This is a genomic window from Massilia pseudoviolaceinigra, assembly GCF_030846505.1.
Lineage (GTDB): Bacteria > Pseudomonadota > Gammaproteobacteria > Burkholderiales > Burkholderiaceae_D > Telluria_A > Telluria_A violaceinigra.
Window position 1 is genome coordinate 40568 of record NZ_JAVCWL010000029.1, and the last position, 16389, is coordinate 56956.

19 protein-coding genes and 2 pseudogenes are annotated in these 16389 nt (G+C 65.9%); 12 read left to right on the forward strand and 9 right to left on the reverse strand.

All coding sequences use genetic code 11. The annotated features are described in order from the left end of the window. Positions 1 to 7 precede the first annotated feature (7 nt). The 7 genes from ureE to arsH all read left to right on the forward strand — a co-directional run bounded on the left by ureE (position 8) and on the right by arsH (position 3812). Complete coding sequence (ureE, locus tag RBA40_RS24615; RefSeq protein ID WP_306650737.1) at positions 8 to 520, forward strand: urease accessory protein UreE; 513 nt, start codon at positions 8 to 10, stop codon at positions 518 to 520. Beyond that, on the forward strand, positions 517 to 1182 hold the full coding sequence (locus RBA40_RS24620) for an urease accessory protein UreF (RefSeq protein ID WP_306650738.1): 666 nt from the start codon (positions 517 to 519) through the stop codon (positions 1180 to 1182). Before ureE ends, RBA40_RS24620 begins: the two co-directional genes overlap by 4 nt. 23 nt (positions 1183 to 1205) lie before the next feature. After that, positions 1206 to 1838, forward strand: a complete 633-nt coding sequence (gene ureG / locus RBA40_RS24625; protein ID WP_306650740.1) for an urease accessory protein UreG — start codon at positions 1206 to 1208, stop codon at positions 1836 to 1838. Then, a complete protein-coding gene (locus RBA40_RS24630; protein ID WP_306650742.1) occupies positions 1835 to 2356 on the forward strand; it encodes a HupE/UreJ family protein in 522 nt (173 codons plus the stop codon). Before ureG ends, RBA40_RS24630 begins: the two co-directional genes overlap by 4 nt. A gap of 83 nt (positions 2357 to 2439) precedes the next feature. Continuing rightward, a complete protein-coding gene (locus RBA40_RS24635; protein WP_306650744.1) occupies positions 2440 to 2763 on the forward strand; it encodes an ArsR/SmtB family transcription factor in 324 nt (107 codons plus the stop codon). After that, complete coding sequence (gene arsC, locus RBA40_RS24640) at positions 2760 to 3122, forward strand: arsenate reductase (glutaredoxin) (protein ID WP_306650746.1); 363 nt, start codon at positions 2760 to 2762, stop codon at positions 3120 to 3122. The genes RBA40_RS24635 and arsC overlap by 4 nt, the downstream gene beginning before the upstream one ends. Beyond that, the gene (arsH, locus tag RBA40_RS24645; protein WP_374710547.1) at positions 3123 to 3812 is read left to right on the forward strand and encodes an arsenical resistance protein ArsH; all 690 of its coding nucleotides are present in this window, start codon (positions 3123 to 3125) and stop codon (positions 3810 to 3812) included. It abuts the gene before it with no gap. Between the two features lie 18 nt (positions 3813 to 3830). On the opposite strand, the gene RBA40_RS24650 is transcribed toward arsH, so the two are convergent. Beyond that, the gene (locus RBA40_RS24650; protein ID WP_306650748.1) at positions 3831 to 4217 is read right to left on the reverse strand and encodes a diacylglycerol kinase family protein; all 387 of its coding nucleotides are present in this window, start codon (positions 4215 to 4217) and stop codon (positions 3831 to 3833) included. Positions 4218 to 4344: 127 nt separating this feature from the next. Continuing rightward, positions 4345 to 6252, reverse strand: coding sequence for a linalool dehydratase/isomerase domain-containing protein (locus RBA40_RS24655; protein WP_306650750.1), 1908 nt, complete (start codon positions 6250 to 6252; stop codon positions 4345 to 4347). Positions 6253 to 6500: 248 nt separating this feature from the next. Here RBA40_RS24655 and RBA40_RS24660 point away from each other — a divergent pair, with 248 nt between their 5' ends. After that, positions 6501 to 7448 (forward strand): DUF535 family protein, encoded by a 948-nt coding sequence (locus RBA40_RS24660; protein ID WP_306650752.1) that lies wholly within the window; start codon positions 6501 to 6503, stop codon positions 7446 to 7448. 75 nt (positions 7449 to 7523) lie between these two features. Here RBA40_RS24660 and RBA40_RS24665 read toward each other — a convergent pair whose 3' ends face one another. The 5 genes from RBA40_RS24665 to RBA40_RS24685 form a co-directional block, all read right to left on the reverse strand. Next, positions 7524 to 7901 (reverse strand): hypothetical protein, encoded by a 378-nt coding sequence (locus tag RBA40_RS24665; RefSeq protein ID WP_306650754.1) that lies wholly within the window; start codon positions 7899 to 7901, stop codon positions 7524 to 7526. A gap of 41 nt (positions 7902 to 7942) precedes the next feature. Further along, positions 7943 to 8134 (reverse strand): hypothetical protein, encoded by a 192-nt coding sequence (locus RBA40_RS24670; RefSeq protein ID WP_306650756.1) that lies wholly within the window; start codon positions 8132 to 8134, stop codon positions 7943 to 7945. 80 nt (positions 8135 to 8214) lie between these two features. Further along, positions 8215 to 9534: a permease gene (locus RBA40_RS24675; protein WP_306650758.1), complete on the reverse strand. Its 1320-nt coding sequence runs from the start codon at positions 9532 to 9534 to the stop codon at positions 8215 to 8217. A 3-nt stretch (positions 9535 to 9537) separates the two neighbouring features. Continuing rightward, a complete protein-coding gene (locus RBA40_RS24680) occupies positions 9538 to 9783 on the reverse strand; it encodes a DUF2249 domain-containing protein (protein WP_099878723.1) in 246 nt (81 codons plus the stop codon). Further along, the gene (locus tag RBA40_RS24685; RefSeq protein WP_306650759.1) at positions 9780 to 10244 is read right to left on the reverse strand and encodes a hemerythrin domain-containing protein; all 465 of its coding nucleotides are present in this window, start codon (positions 10242 to 10244) and stop codon (positions 9780 to 9782) included. The genes RBA40_RS24680 and RBA40_RS24685 overlap by 4 nt, the downstream gene beginning before the upstream one ends. 129 nt (positions 10245 to 10373) lie before the next feature. Here RBA40_RS24685 and ubiU point away from each other — a divergent pair, with 129 nt between their 5' ends. From ubiU to RBA40_RS33605, 4 genes and pseudogenes are all read left to right on the forward strand, one after another. Continuing rightward, entirely contained in the window at positions 10374 to 11402 is a 1029-nt protein-coding gene (ubiU, locus tag RBA40_RS24690) for a ubiquinone anaerobic biosynthesis protein UbiU (RefSeq protein ID WP_374710548.1), read from the forward strand. Positions 11403 to 11415: 13 nt separating this feature from the next. Beyond that, on the forward strand, positions 11416 to 12315 hold the full coding sequence (ubiV, locus tag RBA40_RS24695) for a ubiquinone anaerobic biosynthesis protein UbiV (protein ID WP_306650828.1): 900 nt from the start codon (positions 11416 to 11418) through the stop codon (positions 12313 to 12315). Next, positions 12312 to 12773 carry a ubiquinone anaerobic biosynthesis accessory factor UbiT gene (gene ubiT, locus RBA40_RS24700; protein ID WP_306650761.1) on the forward strand — a complete coding sequence of 154 codons (462 nt, stop codon included), beginning with the start codon at positions 12312 to 12314 and terminating at the stop codon, positions 12771 to 12773. Before ubiV ends, ubiT begins: the two co-directional genes overlap by 4 nt. Positions 12774 to 12785: 12 nt before the next feature. Further along, a pseudogene (locus RBA40_RS33605) lies at positions 12786 to 13214 on the forward strand (putative zinc-binding protein). A 16-nt stretch (positions 13215 to 13230) separates the two neighbouring features. Here RBA40_RS33605 and RBA40_RS24715 read toward each other — a convergent pair. Together RBA40_RS24715 and RBA40_RS24720 are read right to left on the reverse strand one after the other, a co-directional pair. Then, on the reverse strand, positions 13231 to 13929 hold the full coding sequence (locus tag RBA40_RS24715) for an anaerobic ribonucleoside-triphosphate reductase activating protein (protein ID WP_306650765.1): 699 nt from the start codon (positions 13927 to 13929) through the stop codon (positions 13231 to 13233). Position 13930: 1 nt separating this feature from the next. Continuing rightward, positions 13931 to 16159 (reverse strand): annotated as a pseudogene (locus RBA40_RS24720) (ribonucleoside triphosphate reductase). Positions 16160 to 16389 lie beyond the last annotated feature (230 nt).

Here is a 16389-nt window from a genome sequence, read left to right on the forward strand (position 1 = left end):
CCCTACGATGATGACATTGCACACCAAGCTGGCGCACGCCGAACGCGTCGACGATGAACTGGTGCTGGCCTACGACCAGCGCGAAAAATGCCGCCTGCGCGCACGCCTCGCCGGCGGCGACGAAGTGGCGCTGTTCATGGTGCGCGGCACGGTGCTGCGCGACGGCGAGCTGCTGACCGGTGCCGAGAAGCGCGTGGTGCGCGTCGTCGCGGCCAGCGAACCGACCTACGTGGTCCACTGCGACACCCCGTTGACCATGGCGCGCTGCGCTTTCCACCTGGGGAACCGGCATACGCAGGCGCAGATCGGCGACGGCTTCCTGCGCATCCGGGTCGACCCGGTGCTCAAGGAAATGGTGGAGGGACTCGGTGCGCGCGTGGTGCAGGAGAACGCGCCGTTCGAGCCGGAGGCGGGGGCGTATGCCGGTGGAGGGCACAGCCACGGCCATGACGGCCATCTGCTTGCACCGGTGCCGTTACGCCAGAAGATTCACCGGCCCAGCGATCCGGCGCCGGCATGAACGCCAGCGCGCTGCTGCACTTGCTGCAATTTGCCAGCCCGGCACTGCCCATTGGCGGCTACAGCTATTCGCAAGGGCTGGAAGCGGCGCTGGAGGCGGGCCTGGTCACTGATGCCGACAGCGGCCGTGCGTGGATCGCGCGCCACCTGGACGAAGTCGTCGCGCAGTGGGATGCGCCCCTGTTCTGGCGCCTGCTCAAGGCGTTCGAGGCGCACGACCACGCATCGGTCGCCTTGTGGAGCGAACGTTTCCTGGCCTCGCGCGACAGCGCGGAGTTCCGCGCAGAGACGATCCAGATGGGCTACTCGCTCACGCGCCTGATCGCGGAGCTGGGCGTGGCCGGCGTGGCGGCGCTGGGGCCGGAGGTGGCGCTGCCGACCGCGTTTGCCTGCGCGGTCGACGCGCTCGGCATCCCGCATGAGGAAGCGCTGCTGGCGATGCTGTTTTCTTGGGTTGAGAACCAGGTGCTGGTGTGCGTCAAGTCGGTTCCGCTTGGGCAGGTGGCGGGCCAGCGCATGCTGCTGTCGCTGCGCGGCGAGATCGAACAGGCGGCGCGGCGCGCACAAACGCTGGGCGACGACGCCATGTCGAACTGGTCGCCCGGCCTGTCCATGCTGTCGATGCGGCACGAGGTGCAGCACGGCAGATTGTACCGATCATGATTATTAAGGAAGAGAGAGAAGGCATGACATCAAATCCCCTGCGGGTCGGCATTGGCGGCCCGGTCGGTTCCGGCAAGACGGCACTGTGCGAGAAGCTTTGCAAAAGCATGCGCGACCAGTTCGACATGGCGGTCATCACCAACGACATCTACACGCGCGAAGACATGGAGATCCTGCTGCGCGCCGGGGCGCTGCCGGCCGAGCGCCTGATGGGCGTGGAGACGGGCGGCTGCCCGCACACGGCGATCCGCGAGGACGCCTCGATCAACCTGGAAGCCATCGCGCGCATGCAGGCCGACTTTCCCGACCTGGACCTGATCCTGATCGAGTCCGGCGGCGACAACCTGGCGGCGACCTTCAGTCCCGAACTGTCGGACCTGACCCTGTATGTGATCGACGTGGCCGGCGGCGAGAAAATACCGCGCAAGGGCGGCCCCGGCATCACGCGCTCCGATCTGCTGATCATCAACAAGACCGACCTGGCGCCGCACGTCGGGGCCAATCTCGACATCATGGCGCACGACGCGCGGCGCCAGCGCGGCGAGCGTCCTTTCATCTTCACCAACCTGCGCAGCGGCGAAGGCGTGGAGGCCGTTGTGGCCTTCATCCGCGAACAGGGCCTGCTCGATGCCAAATCAGGAGAAAACACGCAATGAAAAAGACACTCGCCTTTGCACTGTGCCTGCTCGCGCTGCCCGCCGCAGCCCATCCGGGACACGACGTCGTGGCCGGTTTCGCGGCCGGCCTTGCGCATCCGTTCGGCGGCATCGATCATCTGCTGGCCATGCTGGGCGTTGGCTTGTGGAGCCGGCAGCAGGGCAGGGGCGCGCTGTTGCCGGTGTTCGTATTGATGATGGCGCTGGGCGCGGCCGTACAGGTGGGCGTGCCGATCGAGGCAGGGCTGGCGGCCACCGTGGTGCTCATCGGCGCGCTGCTGGCGGGCGCCGCGCGCGTGCCGGCCGCGCTGGCGATGGCGCTGGTGGCTGGCTTCGCGCTGCTGCACGGCCAGGCGCACGGCCGCGAACTGCTCGGCGTGGCCAGCGCCGCGGGCTTCCTTAGTGCGAGTGCTGTGCTGCTGGCAGCCGGCTATGCGGCCGGCAGGGCGCGCGTGACGCGGCTGGCCGGCGCGGCAATCGGTGCCGCGGGCGTGCTGCTGCTTGCCGCGGTGGCCTGACCTTCCTGCGCTGCGGGGTGAGCGCTTGCGCCGATTCCATAATTCGATTATTATTGAATGATCGAATCCGTGGATATCCCATCATGCAAACCAAGCAGGCACTGACGGCGCTGAGCGCCGTGGCGCAGGAATCGCGCCTGGCGGTGTTTCGCCTGCTGGTGCAGGCCGGGCCAAGCGGCATGGCCGCCAGCCACATCGCCACGCAGCTGGGCATCGCGCCATCGTCGCTGTCGTTTCATCTCAAGGAACTGACGCATGCGGCGCTGGTCACGGCGCGCCAGGACGGCCGTTTCGTGATCTACGCCGCCGATTTTGCGACGATGAATGCGCTGATCGGTTTCCTGACCGAGAACTGCTGCAGCGGCGCGCCGTGCACTCGCCCGACACTTCCCGAAAGCCCTCAATGACCATCACCATTTACCACAATGCGCGCTGCAGCAATTCGCGCGCCGCCCTGGAACTGATACGCGCCAGCGGCGCCGAGCCGCATGTCGTCGACTATCTTGCCGAGCCACCCACGCGCGCCGTGCTGGCCGACCTGATTGCACGCGCGGGGCTTGGCGTGCGCGACGCCATGCGCACCAAGGAACCTGAATATGCCGATCTTGGCCTTGCCGATGCGGCCGTGAGCGACGATGTCCTGCTGGACGCCATGGTGGCGCATCCGACCCTGATCAACCGCCCGTTCGTGGTCACGCCGCTCGGTGTGCGCCTGTGCCGTCCCGGCGACCTTGTACTCGACATCCTGCCACCAAAGGAAGCCTGAATGGATATGACCCTGCCCAACCTGAGCGAAGCGCAGTTCGACCTGCCGACCGGGGATAAGCTGGCACCGCCGGTGCGCTTCGACCATCCGCCGCGCATCCTGCTGCTGTACGGCTCCCTGCGCGAGCGCTCGTTCAGCCGCTTTCTCACCGAAGAAGCGGCGCGTATCCTGGCCCACATGGGCGCCGAAGTGCGCATTTTCGATCCGCATGGCCTGCCCGTGACCGACAGCGAAGCGGCCACGCACCCCAAGGTGGCCGAATTGCGCGCGTTGTCGCTCTGGTCGGAAGGGCAGGTATGGTGCAGCCCGGAGCGGCATGGTGCCATCACGTCCGTGATGAAGAACCAGATCGACTGGATTCCGCTCGAAGTCGGCGCCACCCGGCCGACCCAGGGACGCACGCTGGCGGTGATGCAGGTATCGGGCGGCTCGCAGTCGTTCAATACCGTCAACACCCTGCGCCTGCTCGGACGCTGGATGCGCATGGTGACGATTCCGAACCAGTCGTCGGTGCCGAAGGCGTACGAGCAGTTCGACGAGGCCGGGCGCATGAAGCCGTCGCCGTATTACGACCGCGTGGTCGACGTGATGGAAGAGCTGTTCAAGTTCACGCTGCTGGTGCGCGAGCGCAGCGATTATCTGGTCGACCGCTACAGCGAGCGGCGCGACGCCGCCCAGCGCCAGGCCTAGAGCCGGCGCGCCACCTGGTCAGAAATATGGCCAGAACGTCAGCGCGCCGATCAGCACCGCGCCGACGGCGGCGATCAGCACGCCGCCGGCCGCGATGTCCTTGGCATGCTTGACGGCGATCGCGTAGCCCGGCGAGACAACATCGCAGACGTATTCGACCGCCGTGTTGATGGTCTCGGCCACCCACACCGCGACCATCGCCACCACCAGCCAGCGCCAGTCGGCCGCGCTGACCTTGAAATAGAACGCCATTCCAGCCACGATCATGGTCGCGATCAGGTGCAGCCAGGCGTTGTGCTGGGTTTTGAGCATGAAGACGATGCCCGCGATGGCGTAGCCGAAGCTCTTGGAGCGCGCCGCCAGCGAAAAGGGCTCCGGCGTGCCGACGTTTTTGGTCTCGTTCATGGTTGGTCCGTAGGTTTGATCAAGCGCCAGTCCTGGGCCTGGCCCGGCCGCCGCGCCGCCAGTGTCAGCCACGACTTTAATCCGATTACGCCGCCGATGACAGCGGCAATGAGCACGCAGCACGCCATTATCCGCCTCCCTGGGGCTGCACGTGCAGGCTTGTGCGCCCATTGAGCGCCAAATCGAAGCGCGCCTGACCGGTGGCGTTGGCCGTGATGGGGATGCCATTGGCAAGATAATGTGCGTTCGCCTGCAGGCCACGCAAGCCGATGGCGTGGACGCCGTCGGCGTAGAGCACCGCGCGCAGGGCGTTGTGGTCGGCGTGGGCGCTGGCGACCAGGATGGCGGGGTAGGCCAGGCTGTCCAGCTGCGGTCCCGTTACCGGTTTCGGGGCGACGATCACATCGCGAAAGCCGTCGCGCGCGCCGGCACGGGCCATCAGTTCCACGCCATGGGCCCATACCGACGCCTTGCGGCGGTGGATCACGCCATCCTTGAACACACTTGGGCATTCTTTTTCCAGCGCGTCCAGGCAAGCGCTGTAGACGGCGCTGTCGCCCAGTTCCGCGGCCGCCAGGGCGGTGGCACAGTAGGCGCTGGCGCGCGAGAAGCCGTAGTTGCCGGTATCGATAGGCCAGAAGGCGCGGCGGCGCAATGCGCCACTGCGGTCGAACAGCTGTCGGCGCAGCAGCAGCCACTGGCGGCGCGCCAGGTCGGGCGCAATTACGTTGAGGAAGAAGCACGGCATCGCCAGCGGCATCACGCCGCCGATGGCCGGCAGGGCCAGGCCGGTGCGGGCCGATTTGCAGGGGACGTAGCGTCCGAAGCCGTCGAGGAACTCGGCTTCCAGGTGATGGCGGAAGTCCTGCGCGCGGGCGGCCCAGCGCTGCTCTTGATGCTGGGCGTCGAACGCCATGATGGCGCTCGCGCCGATGGTATTGCAGAGCGGGTAGACCCAATTCGGTTCGCACGCGATCAGATAGTAGGGCGAGGTGCTGTACTCGTGCTCAAGGCGCCCCACCAGCGAGGCGGCATCATGCGCGTAGCGTTTGCCCGACGGGTGGGTGAGTGTAAAACGGCCGGTTTCTGAAAAGTCGCGGCGTCCCGTGCTGGCACCGAACAGCGCCATTTGCAACGCCACGAAGCCGGTGTACATGATGTTTTCGCGCGCCACCGGGTCGGGATCGGCTCGCAGGTTGCCCCACAGGTTTTCCAGCTTCCAGTACGACCAGACCTGGTGCTGCGCCTGTTTGTCGAGCAGCGCGATCTGGGCGTCGTGCATGTAGCCGCGAAAGGCCGGCGTGAAACGCGCCTGGGTCAGCGCCACGCCGTACGCCAGGAAGTTCAGCTGATAGCGGGTGGCGGCGGTTTGAAACTGGTCGATTTTTTCGAAGCCGTTGAACTGGTCGAGCGCTTGCAGGGCGCGATCGAGCGCGAAGCGCAGGCGCTGGAGGTGTTCGAGCGACATTTCGGCTGCGCGAGCGGGGGCGATGCCGGCGTCGAAGATCAGGCCGAGGCGGCCGGTCTGGCTGGCCAGATAAGCATTGTCGAGCCGCCTTTGCCGGCGCCCCAGCGCGAACCAGGCGGCCATGGCGACCGCCGTGGCACTCATCGCCAGCGCCAGACCGGCAAAGACCATGCCGACGGTGGATTCGCGCAGCGCGCCATGGCGCATGGTGGCCGCGCCGATGGCCAGTCCCAGCCAGACCAGGGGAGGCGCAAGGATATTGCCCGTGCCGAACCAGATCATCAGCGAAAACCCAAAAGCGGCCACACCGGCGAGAGCGGCGAGCAGGTGGCCGATGCCATTCTGTGTGCAGATGTCGGCGTGGGCCAGGAAGCCGCCCCCGGGCACGATCAATCCCATGCCGAAGATGCGCAGGTTCTCCTGGTGCGACAGGAACAGGAAAGCCGATCCGGCGCCGAACAACGCCAGGTACAGAACGCACAGACGAATGATTCTTGCCTGCGTGACGGGGCCGAACAGGCGTTCATACGGCGGCAGGAGGGTAATGTCAGTGTGGTGAAAACGCATTCCTGCAGACCGGTCGGATAAAGTGGTCATTTTACTTGAAATGCTGCGTGGAAATATCGCATTGGCAGTGCATTCAGCGTGGATCAATTCCATGGAGCTATTAGCGTGCGTCTATGCTTATGTGTGCATCAGGAAATAAAATGTATTTACTACGGTTATTTTAATTTACAATAGGCAATTAGTGCGATGGTGGTGTTCGGACGACAAGCCAACTGTTGCATTGTTCAGATTGCCCTCCGGAGTGCGCAATGAATTTTCAAGAAGGCCCTCTCGCAGGGGGGCTGGAGACATTTTTCCTGACGCCGTCGATCACGTTGCGCTCGGGCGTGCCGGCCAGTTTGCCCACGTCGCAATATTGGCGTGAACGGCTCAAGCTGCATGCGCGGGCGCTATTCCACCGCCGTGTTACCGGGCAATGGCTGCGCGTACTGAACGCGCATCCGGTGTTTTGCGACCTGGTCCGCGATTCCCCCAAGCTGCTGTACAAGATTTATCGCCCCTACATGAGCAATGTGCTGTGCGCGGAAGCGCGTCTGCGCGTGCTGGCGATTCATTACGGCTTCGTATTCAGCCGCGGGCTGGGGCCGATGATCGTCGCCGCCGCGCGCGCCGGCGTGCCGCTCGGATCGGTTGAGGGGAAAACCGGCACCGTGTACGAGCTGCAGTTGCGCGCCGTGTCCACCATGGAACGCGAAGGCGAGCTGGTGCTGCAATTGTGCGAAAGTGGAACGCCGGTGTTCTCGCTGGCGTTCACGTTTGCGGAGGAGGCTGGGGCGGCGATTGTGTGTATCGGCTGCATTCAGGGGCCCAAGGGTGGCGATGGGCTTGAATCGATCCGCACAGCAACGCGCGAGTTGCACGGCGTGCGGCCCAAGCATTTACTGGTGACCCTGGTGCGGCAGCTCGGGTATGCCTTCGGTTGCGGCCGCGTGCGGCTGGTCGGGAATGCGAACCGCGTGGTGCACGGCGCGATTCGTCGCGGCAAGGTGTTGGCCGACTACGACCAGATGTGGAATGAGCTGGGCGCCGAACGTCGTGCCGATGGCGATTATGGGCTTGCGTGCGAGCCGGTGCAGGAACCCGATATGGAGCAGATCCAGTCGAAAAAGCGTTCGGAAGCGCGCAGGCGGCATGCCGTGGTGGTTGAGTTGGCCGATGCGCTGGTAGCCAGCCTCGTTTTTACCGGCCGCGCATGACATGGATCGCACGGGGGGCAGACCTCAATTGAGCAACATTTCTTAATTGAGGTCTGACCCCGGTTGTGGAGGCGCTCAAGGGCGCGCCGGGGCCGCCGGGCAGCCCGCCCAGCTGGTCCCCTTGGGGATATGTTCTCCCTTCATGACCAGGGTCAAGGGACCCAGGCGGGCGTTGTCGCCGACCTTGGCGCTGTAGAGCACGGCACTGCGGGGTCCCATCGTCACTTTGCTGCCGATCTCCACATGGTCGATCTTCATCACCCGGTCTTCATACCGGTGCGTCTGTGGGCAGGCGAAGGCGTTGAGCTCGCTGTAATCGCCAATCGACACGCAGTCGAACTCGGTAATATCGGTCGTCGGCCCGCCAGCGGCAAGCGGCATGAGGTCGAGCACGACGGTGTAGCCGACCGCGATCACCAAGGCATGCGGCGCGACAATGCGGAAAGTTTCCACCAGCGTGCGTCCGATGCGCCACAGCGCGGACGGCCGGTCGGTCAGCCATTCCGGGTAGCCGCCACCTTTTCGCGCGCCGGCAGGTGGATCGGCGGCGAGCCGAGCCAGGTGTCGCCGCTTTCCATGCGCTCGTTCTTCGGGGCATGGGTGTGCACGCCGACCAGTACCCGTTCCGGCAGGATCGTTCCATCGGGAATATAGCTGCCATTGCCGACGAAGCTCCGGTGCGACACGATTGCCGCACAGCTCTTGGCTAAGGGAAGCTTAGGTATGTGTTTATGAGGTGTTCGTCAAGGCGGTAACGCCATCCCGATCAGGACGTCGGCCATGGGGCCGTGCGCGCCGGGCCGGAGGCGACTGCGTTGCAAGCGCGCCTGAGCGCAGTCGCCAGGTTCAGCAACAGCCAGCCGGCCGACAGGCACATCGCCGCGGCCGCCGGCCGCGCCAGCAGCGCCGGCCACCAGCAGGCCGTCACCAGCAAGGCCAGGGCCGCCGCGTGCAGCCAGAACTGGCGCTGCGCGTCCTGGTCGGGGATTAGCGTTTTGATCGCCGGCACGCGCTGACCGTCGGCGGCGCGCTCCTGCAAGTCGCGCCAGAGCAGGAATGGCACGATCTTGTACAGCATGCCGTTGATGGTCGAGTAGAGGAAGCCGGCCAGCATCAGGACGCCCATCGCCATGGTGCGGCCATCGCCGGCGACCTGCGCCGCTGCCGCCCACAGTGCCGCGCAGGCCAGCATGCTGGCCATTGCGAGGCGCCAGAACAGGGTCATGGCGTCGGCCTGCGGCCGTTTGCGGCGCGCCAGCAGGCGCAGCGTGGCCAGCGCGAACAGCGCGTAGGCGGTCAGCAGCAGCGCGCTGGCAAGGGTGTCGATCCAGGCCAGGCGCGCGCGCAGCGCCGCGGCGCTCACGGTCCACACGACCAGCAGCAGAAAAATCGTCACACCCAGCACCTGCGGCAGCGGCTTGTCGTACAGGGGCGTCACCTGGAACATGGGCACGACCTGGAACGACACGCCAACGAGCAGCAATCCCGCCCAGCCGAACACGCCCCACAGCGCGTGCACGTCGGTGGCCAGCATCAGCGGCAGCAGCGCGGCCGATGCCGGCCAGGCAAAGGCGCCCGCCAGCAGCGCGCCGAGGCACACGGTGACAAGCAGACTGCCGAGGGCCAGCCTGACCGTGGCCGTCATCGGCAGGGCGCCGGGCGGCGGCATCTGCCACAAGGCCACCGTGAGTGCGCCGATCAGCCACGTAAAGCCGGGCAGCAGCAGGAGCAGCGCCAGTTGGAACAGCCATGGGCGGGTGAACAGGAAAGCGCCCGCCAACGCCGCCGTGCCACCTGCGAGCAGCGCGTGCACGCCGGGACCGAGGATGCGCGCACGCGGCAGCGTGACGCCGGCCACCACGGGCAGGATCTGGATCAGCGCGCCGGCCATGGCCATGCCCAGCGTACCAAGCGTCAGCAGGTGGGTCAGCGCCAGGGTGGAGGGCGACCAGCGCGAGGCCAGCGCCGGGGCGCCTTGCCACAGCAGCAGCGCGCCGGCCAGCAGCGCGAAGACCGGCGTGGCGAGGAAGTAGCGCAGCACCGCGCCGAGCGGCGGCGACTGTTCGAGCGAGATGGTGCGCTGCATGCGTCAGGCGTCCGGCGCGCGGCGCCAGATCCGCACTTCATATTGATAGTCGGGCAAGACGGTGGTGCTGTGGCCATAGCCGTTGTGCGCGAGGATGCGGTACAGCGGGCGAGGTTCGCGTTCGATCAGCATGCACAGGTGGTCGCTGGCCGGCAGCGTCTCGAGCGCGTCGAGCACGCGCTCGAGCGGCTCGGGTGGCTCCAGGCCGCGCACGTCGATGTGGTGGATGTGGGGCGTGCCGGCGTTCATGCGGCGCTGGCCATGTCGTCCATCGCACCGAAGGCCTGCATGGCCGCCACCAGCTTGTGGCAGCTTGGCGCCAGTACGCGTTCGATCATCGGATAGAGCACGCCTTCTTCCTTTTCGCTGTGCTGGTACAGCACAATGCCCAGGGTGTCGGCATGATCGAGGAAGGCTTCGGTGTCGCGCCCGCGCAGCGCATTGGACAGGCGCTGCACCACGCCGCGGATGCGCAGATGCTCGCTGCGCATCGATGCGGTGGGCGCGCTGGCCGCGCCAATGGCGTTCTCGAAAGCGGGGAACACGATCCGTTCCTCCATCAGCAAATGGCGTTCGAGCGCGTGGCAGAACGTGGCGAAGGCGTGTCCCGCCTCGCGCCACGAGCCCTTGCGCACGGCGTGGCGCGCGCTTGCGAACAGCGCATCGCAACGAACATGGTCGGCTTCGAGATAGCTGCCGATAGTCTCCATCGTGTTCTCCTGCTGTTTGTCCATGGGGTCATTGTCGCCGCTTCGCATGCCGAAAATCCTTGATGCAGGTCAAAGATTTCCGGCATGCCGTCGGGCTACAGTGCAGGCCCCACCTTACGACGAATGAACATGATGTCAAATACTTCCGACGGCGCCACGCCGTTTGAACTGGTGTGCCCGGCCGGCAGCCTGCCGGCACTCAAGGCGGCCGTGGACAACGGCGCCGACTGCGTCTACCTCGGCTTTCGCGACGCGACCAATGCGCGCAACTTCGCCGGCCTGAACTTCGACGAGGCCGCGATCGAACAGGGCATCGCCTACAGCCACGCGCGCGGCTGCAAGGTACTGCTGGCGCTGAACACCTATCCGCAACCGGCCGCCGGCGCGCTGTGGCGGCGCGCCATCGACCGCGCCGCCGGCGCCGGCATCGACGCCGTGATCCTGGCCGATCCGGGACTGATGCGCTACGCCGCCGAGCGCTATCCGGCGCTGCGGCTGCACCTGTCGGTGCAGGGTTCGGCCACCAACTACGAGGCCATCAACTTTTTCCACCGCCATTTCGGCATCGCGCGCGCGGTGCTGCCGCGAGTGCTGTCGGTGGCGCAGGTGGAGCAGGTGGTGCGCAACACGCCGGTCGAGATTGAGGTGTTCGGCTTCGGCAGCCTGTGCGTGATGGTCGAGGGGCGCTGCGCGCTCTCGTCGTACGCCACGGGCGAGTCGCCCAACACGCACGGCGTGTGTTCGCCGGCCAAGGCGGTGCGCTGGCAGCAGACGCCGGCCGGGCTGGAGTCGCGTCTCAACGGCGTGCTGATCGACCGCTACGCCGACGCCGAGCAGGCCAATTATCCGACTCTCTGCAAGGGCCGTTTCGACGTCGCCGGCGAACAGTTTTACGCCATCGAGGAACCGGCCAGCCTCAATACCCTGGAGCTGCTGCCGCAGCTCATTGAACTGGGCGTGAGCGCGATCAAGATCGAAGGGCGCCAGCGCAGTCCCGCGTACGTGGCGCAGGTAACGCGCGTATGGCGCGAGGCAATCGACCAGTACCGCGCCAGTCCGAAGCGCTTTTCGGCCAAGCAGGCCTGGATGGCCGATCTGAACAAGGTGGCAGAGGGGCAGCAGCATACGCTGGGCGCCTACCACCGCTCATGGAAGTAAGGGAGGCACTATGATGAAACTGGCCCTCGGTCCGGTGTTGTACTACTGGCCGCGCGATACGATGATGGCGTTCTACGAATCGGTGGCGGCAAGCGCGGTCGATATTGTCTACCTGGGCGAAACGGTTTGCTCGCGGCGCCACGAGCTGCGCCTGCCCGACTGGCTGTCGCTTGCCGCCATGCTGGCCGACGCCGGCAAGGAGGTGGTGCTGTCGACCCAGGCGCTGCTCGAATCGGGCAGCGACCTGACCAACCTGCGCAAGCTGACATCGAACGGCCGCTTCGCGGTCGAAGCGAACGACATCGGCGCCGTGCACTGCCTCGATGGCGCGTTGCCGTTTGTGGCCGGGCCGCACCTGAACCTGTACAACGAAGACAGCGTGGCCCTGATGGCGCAGCTGGGCGCGCGGCGCTGGGTCATGCCGCTCGAAATGGGCCGCGCTGCGCTGGCGACGATGCTGCAAAGCCGCCCGGCGGGACTGGAAACCGAGGTGTTCGCCTACGGGCGCATGCCGCTGGCGTTTTCCGCGCGCTGCTTCACGGCGCGCCACCGCAACCTGGGCAAGGATGACTGCCAGTTCAGCTGCATGGCGCATCCGGACGGCCTGGAGCTGCGCACGCGCGACGCCGACACCTTCCTGATCCTGAACGGCACCCAGATCCAGTCGCACCTGGTGTACAACCTGCTCGGCGAAATGCCCGACATGGAAGCGATGGGCGCGGACGTGATGCGCATCAGTCCCCAGGCGCAGCATACCGAAGCCATCGTCGGCTTGTTCGACCGGGCGCGCCTGGGCCAGATCGGCGGCGCGCAGGCGCAGGCCGGCCTGGCGCCGCTGATGCCGGCGGCGCCCTGCGACGGTTACTGGCATGGCAAGCCGGGCATGGCGTTCGACAGGCGGGAGGCGGCATGAAAGCGCCCGTCTATCCGATCCTGCCGAAGCCGCTGGCCCGGGCGCTTGGCCACCTGCCGCGTTTTCCCGGCTCGCTGTTGTTCGCCGCCGGCTTGAGCCGCGTGCTCGGGCCGCAACTGCCGGGCGACGTGCGCGCCGCACTGGAAGGGCGCTCGATCAGCATCGGCGTCACCGACGCCGGGGTGCGCTTCGATGTGAGCTGGCGCGGATCGCGCTTTGTCGCCCTGTCGGGGGCCGGCAAGGCCGACCTGTCGATCGGCGCCAGCGCGCGCGACTTTTTGCTGCTGGCGCAGCGGCGCGAAGATCCGGACACCCTGTTTTTTTCGCGTCGCCTGACCATGGAAGGCGATACCGAACTGGGGCTGCTGGTAAAGAACACGATCGACGCGATCGACGTGGCGCTGTTCGACCCGGAGCGCCTGCTGCCGGCGCGCTGGCGCTGGGCTGCCTCCAACTGAAGGAGAGTGATGATGGATGCGGACAGGGCGGCGCTGCCGCTGGTGTATTCATGTTCGGGTTGTTCGAGCGCGGCGCAGATGGCCAACCATCTGGCGCTGGCGCTCGACCGCAGCGGCGCGGCCGAAATGTCGTGCATCGCCGGCGTGGGCGGGGGCGTTGCGCCGCTGGTCAAGCTGGCCCGTTCCGGCCGCCCGGTACTGGCCATCGACGGCTGTCCGCTGGCCTGCGCGCGCCAGTGCCTGGCGCAGCAAGGCGTGGTGCCGGACTAGCATGTGATGCTCAATGAACTTGGGGTGCGCAAGCGGATGCATGCCGATTTCGACCGCGAGCACGCCGCGGAGTTGACGGCGCAGCTGCGCAGCGATGTCGGGCAATTGAGAAAAGAGCGCGTCGTTTCGGCCAGTTGCAGCCATGGCGTGGAAACGACGGCGCAGAAATAGGCCGGAATAGGCCAGACTAGGCAGGCCGCAGCACGAAGCTCTCGAAGCGCGCCGCGATGCGCGCCAGTGCCGCTTCGCCCATCACTACGCCGGCGGTCGCATTCAGGCCCGCATCGGCGCAGCCTTGCGCCCGGAAGGTCTGGATAGCGTAATTGCGCACGCCAGCATCGGCCAGCGTGCCCGCCAGGCCTTCCACCTCGGCCTCCGACAGCAGGGCCGGATGCAGCGTGGTCCGGCATTCGTGCGGCACGCCGCTGTCGACGATCATCTCCAGGCAGGCGCGGGCCGGCTCGCCGCTGCCGAAGACGCCCGTCACGCGCTGGTAGGCGTCGAACGGCGCCTTGATATCGAACCCCACCCAGTCCACCAGCGGCAACACCGCCTTCAACTGGCGCGGGTAGATGCACGCCGTGTGCAGGCCGACCGCAAGCCCCAACTCGCGCACGGCCGCCATGGCGTCCGGCAGGGCCGGATCCATGGTCGGCTCGCCGCCGCTGAACACCACGCCGTCGAGCAAACCGGCACGGCGCACCAGCAGCGCCATGACCGAGGCCCACGTCAGCGGCCCGTGCTGGCGCAGCTGCAGATGCGGATTGTGGCAGTAGCCGCAGCGCCACGGGCATCCCTGGATGAACACCGCGGCCGCCAGCTTGCCGGGAAAGTCGGTCGCGGTGAAGGCGGTGATGCCGCCCACCCGCAGCTCGCCGGCACCCATGCTAGCCGCGCGCCGCAACGGCGCGCTCGGTAAACCAGGTACGCTCGTGGAACTCGCCCTTCTTGCCGGTATTGAAGGACGACACAGGGCGGTGATAACCCATCACGCGGGTCCAGACTTCGCAGGGCTGGCGCTCGGCGTCGCTCAGGGTGATGGTTTGGGGAACGAAGAAAACGGCTTGGCTCAGGTCTGACATGGACTACTCCTTGGGTGGTTACGCAACTTCGCGTTGCTTGCGCGCGATCAGATCGAGATCGCATTTGGGACAAAACGGATGGCTGCCTCCGAGGTAGCCGTGTTTGGGGCAGATTGAAAACGTGGGCGTGACGGTGATGTACGGCAGGCCGAAGCGGCTTAGCGCGCGCCGCACCAGCTGGCGGCAGGCGTCGGCCGTGGACAGCGGCTCGCTCATGTACAGATGCAGCACGGTGCCGCCCGTGTATTTGCGCTGCAGCGGATCCTGGCGTTCCAGCGCCTCGAACGGGTCGTCCGTAAAGCCGACCGGCAGTTGCGAGGAGTTGGTGTAGTAGGGCATGGCATCGGTGCCGGCCTGCAGGATGTCCGGATGGCGCTTGCGGTCTTCGCGCGCGAAACGGTAGGTGGTGCCTTCGGCGGGCGTCGCTTCCAGGTTGTACATATGGCCGGTCTGGTCCTGGAATTCCAGCATGCGCGCGCGCACATGGTCCAGCAGGCGCAAGGCGAACGCATGGCCCCATTCGCTGGCGATATCCTGCTCGCCCCACGTGAAATTGCGGATCATTTCATTCACCCCGTTCACGCCCAGGGTCGAGAAATGGTTGCGCAAGGTGCCCAGGTAGCGCTTCGTGTAGGGGAACAGGCCATTGTCCATATGCCGCTCAATCACCTTGCGCTTGATTTCCAGGCTGTCGCGGCCAAGGTCGAGCAGGCGGTCGAGCGCCTCGAACAGGCCATCCTCGTCGTCGGCATGCAGGTAGCCGAGGCGGGCGCAGTTGATGGTCACCACGCCGAGCGAACCGGTTTGCTCGGCCGATCCGAACAGGCCGTTGCCGCGCTTGAGCAGTTCGCGCAGGTCGAGCTGCAGGCGGCAGCACATCGAGCGGATCATGTTCGGTTTCAGTTCCGAATTGAGGAAGTTCTGGAAGTAGGGCAGGCCGTAGCGCGCCGTCATTTCGAACAGCAGCTCGGCGTTCGGGCTGTGCCACGCGAAGTCCTCGGTGATGTTGTAGGTCGGGATCGGGAAGGTGAACACGCGGCCCTTGGCGTCGCCGGTCATCATGATCTCGATGTAGGCGCGGTTGATCATGTCCATTTCCACTTGCAGATCGCCGTAGGTGAACGGCATTTCGACGCCGGCGATGAACGGCACCTGCTCGCGCAGGTCTTCCGGACACACCCAGTCGAACGTGAGGTTGGTGAACGGCGTCTGCGTACCCCAGCGTGAGGGCACGTTCAGGTTGTAGATCAGCTCCTGGATGTACTGCTTGACGCTCTCGTAACTCAGGGCGTCGGCGCGCACGTAGGGCGCCATATAGGTATCGAAGGAACTGAAGGCCTGGGCCCCGGCCCACTCGTTTTGCAGGGTGCCGAGGAAGTTGACGATCTGGCCGATGGCGCTCGACATGTGCTTGGGCGGTGACGATTCGATCTTGCCCGGCACGCCGTTCAAGCCTTCGTTCAGGAGCGTGCGCAGCGACCAGCCGGCGCAGTAGCCGGCCAGCATGTCGAGGTCGTGGATGTGCAGGTCGGCGTTGCGGTGGGCCGCGCCGACGGCGGGTGGATAGACGTGATCGAGCCAGTAGTTGGCGATCACCTTGCCGGAGACGTTGAGAATCAGCCCGCCCAGCGAGTAGCCCTGGTTGGCATTGGCGTTGACGCGCCAGTCGCGCTGCTCCAGGTACTCGTTCATCGACGCCTCGACGTCGATCAGGCTTTTACGGTCGCGCCGCAGGCTGTGGTGCTGCTCGCGATAGACGACATAGGCGCGCAGGGTCGCGCGGTGGCCGGCCTCGAACAGGGCTGCCTCCACGGCATCCTGCACCTGCTCGACGCCGGGGGTATCGGTGCACAGTGCGGACAGCGTGGGCAGGACCGCGTTCCATGTCAGCAGATGGGCAGTGCCAGCATCGAATTCGCCGCTGGCCAGCGCGGCGCGCTGCATGGCCGATTCGATACGGGTGGCGTCGAACGGTTTGACGGCGCCGTCTCGCTTGCGGATTTGGGTAGGGAAGTGTAGCGGTGGGATGGTCATTTGCTCTCCGTGAAACACAATATGTGGTGCATGCAGAGAGGTTATTGACTATATCTAGTGGGGTCAACGGCGTTTTGAAGCGATCGTAAAATCCTTGATACAGGTTGGTTTTTGCCCTCTGGAGTGCCTGTTCAGGGGCGTCAACGCAGGCGGCGTTGTGATTCCCAATATTAATTCGGGAAATGTTATTCTCCCTACTTTTCACGGCGAGTCTTGATATGAAAAGGTGC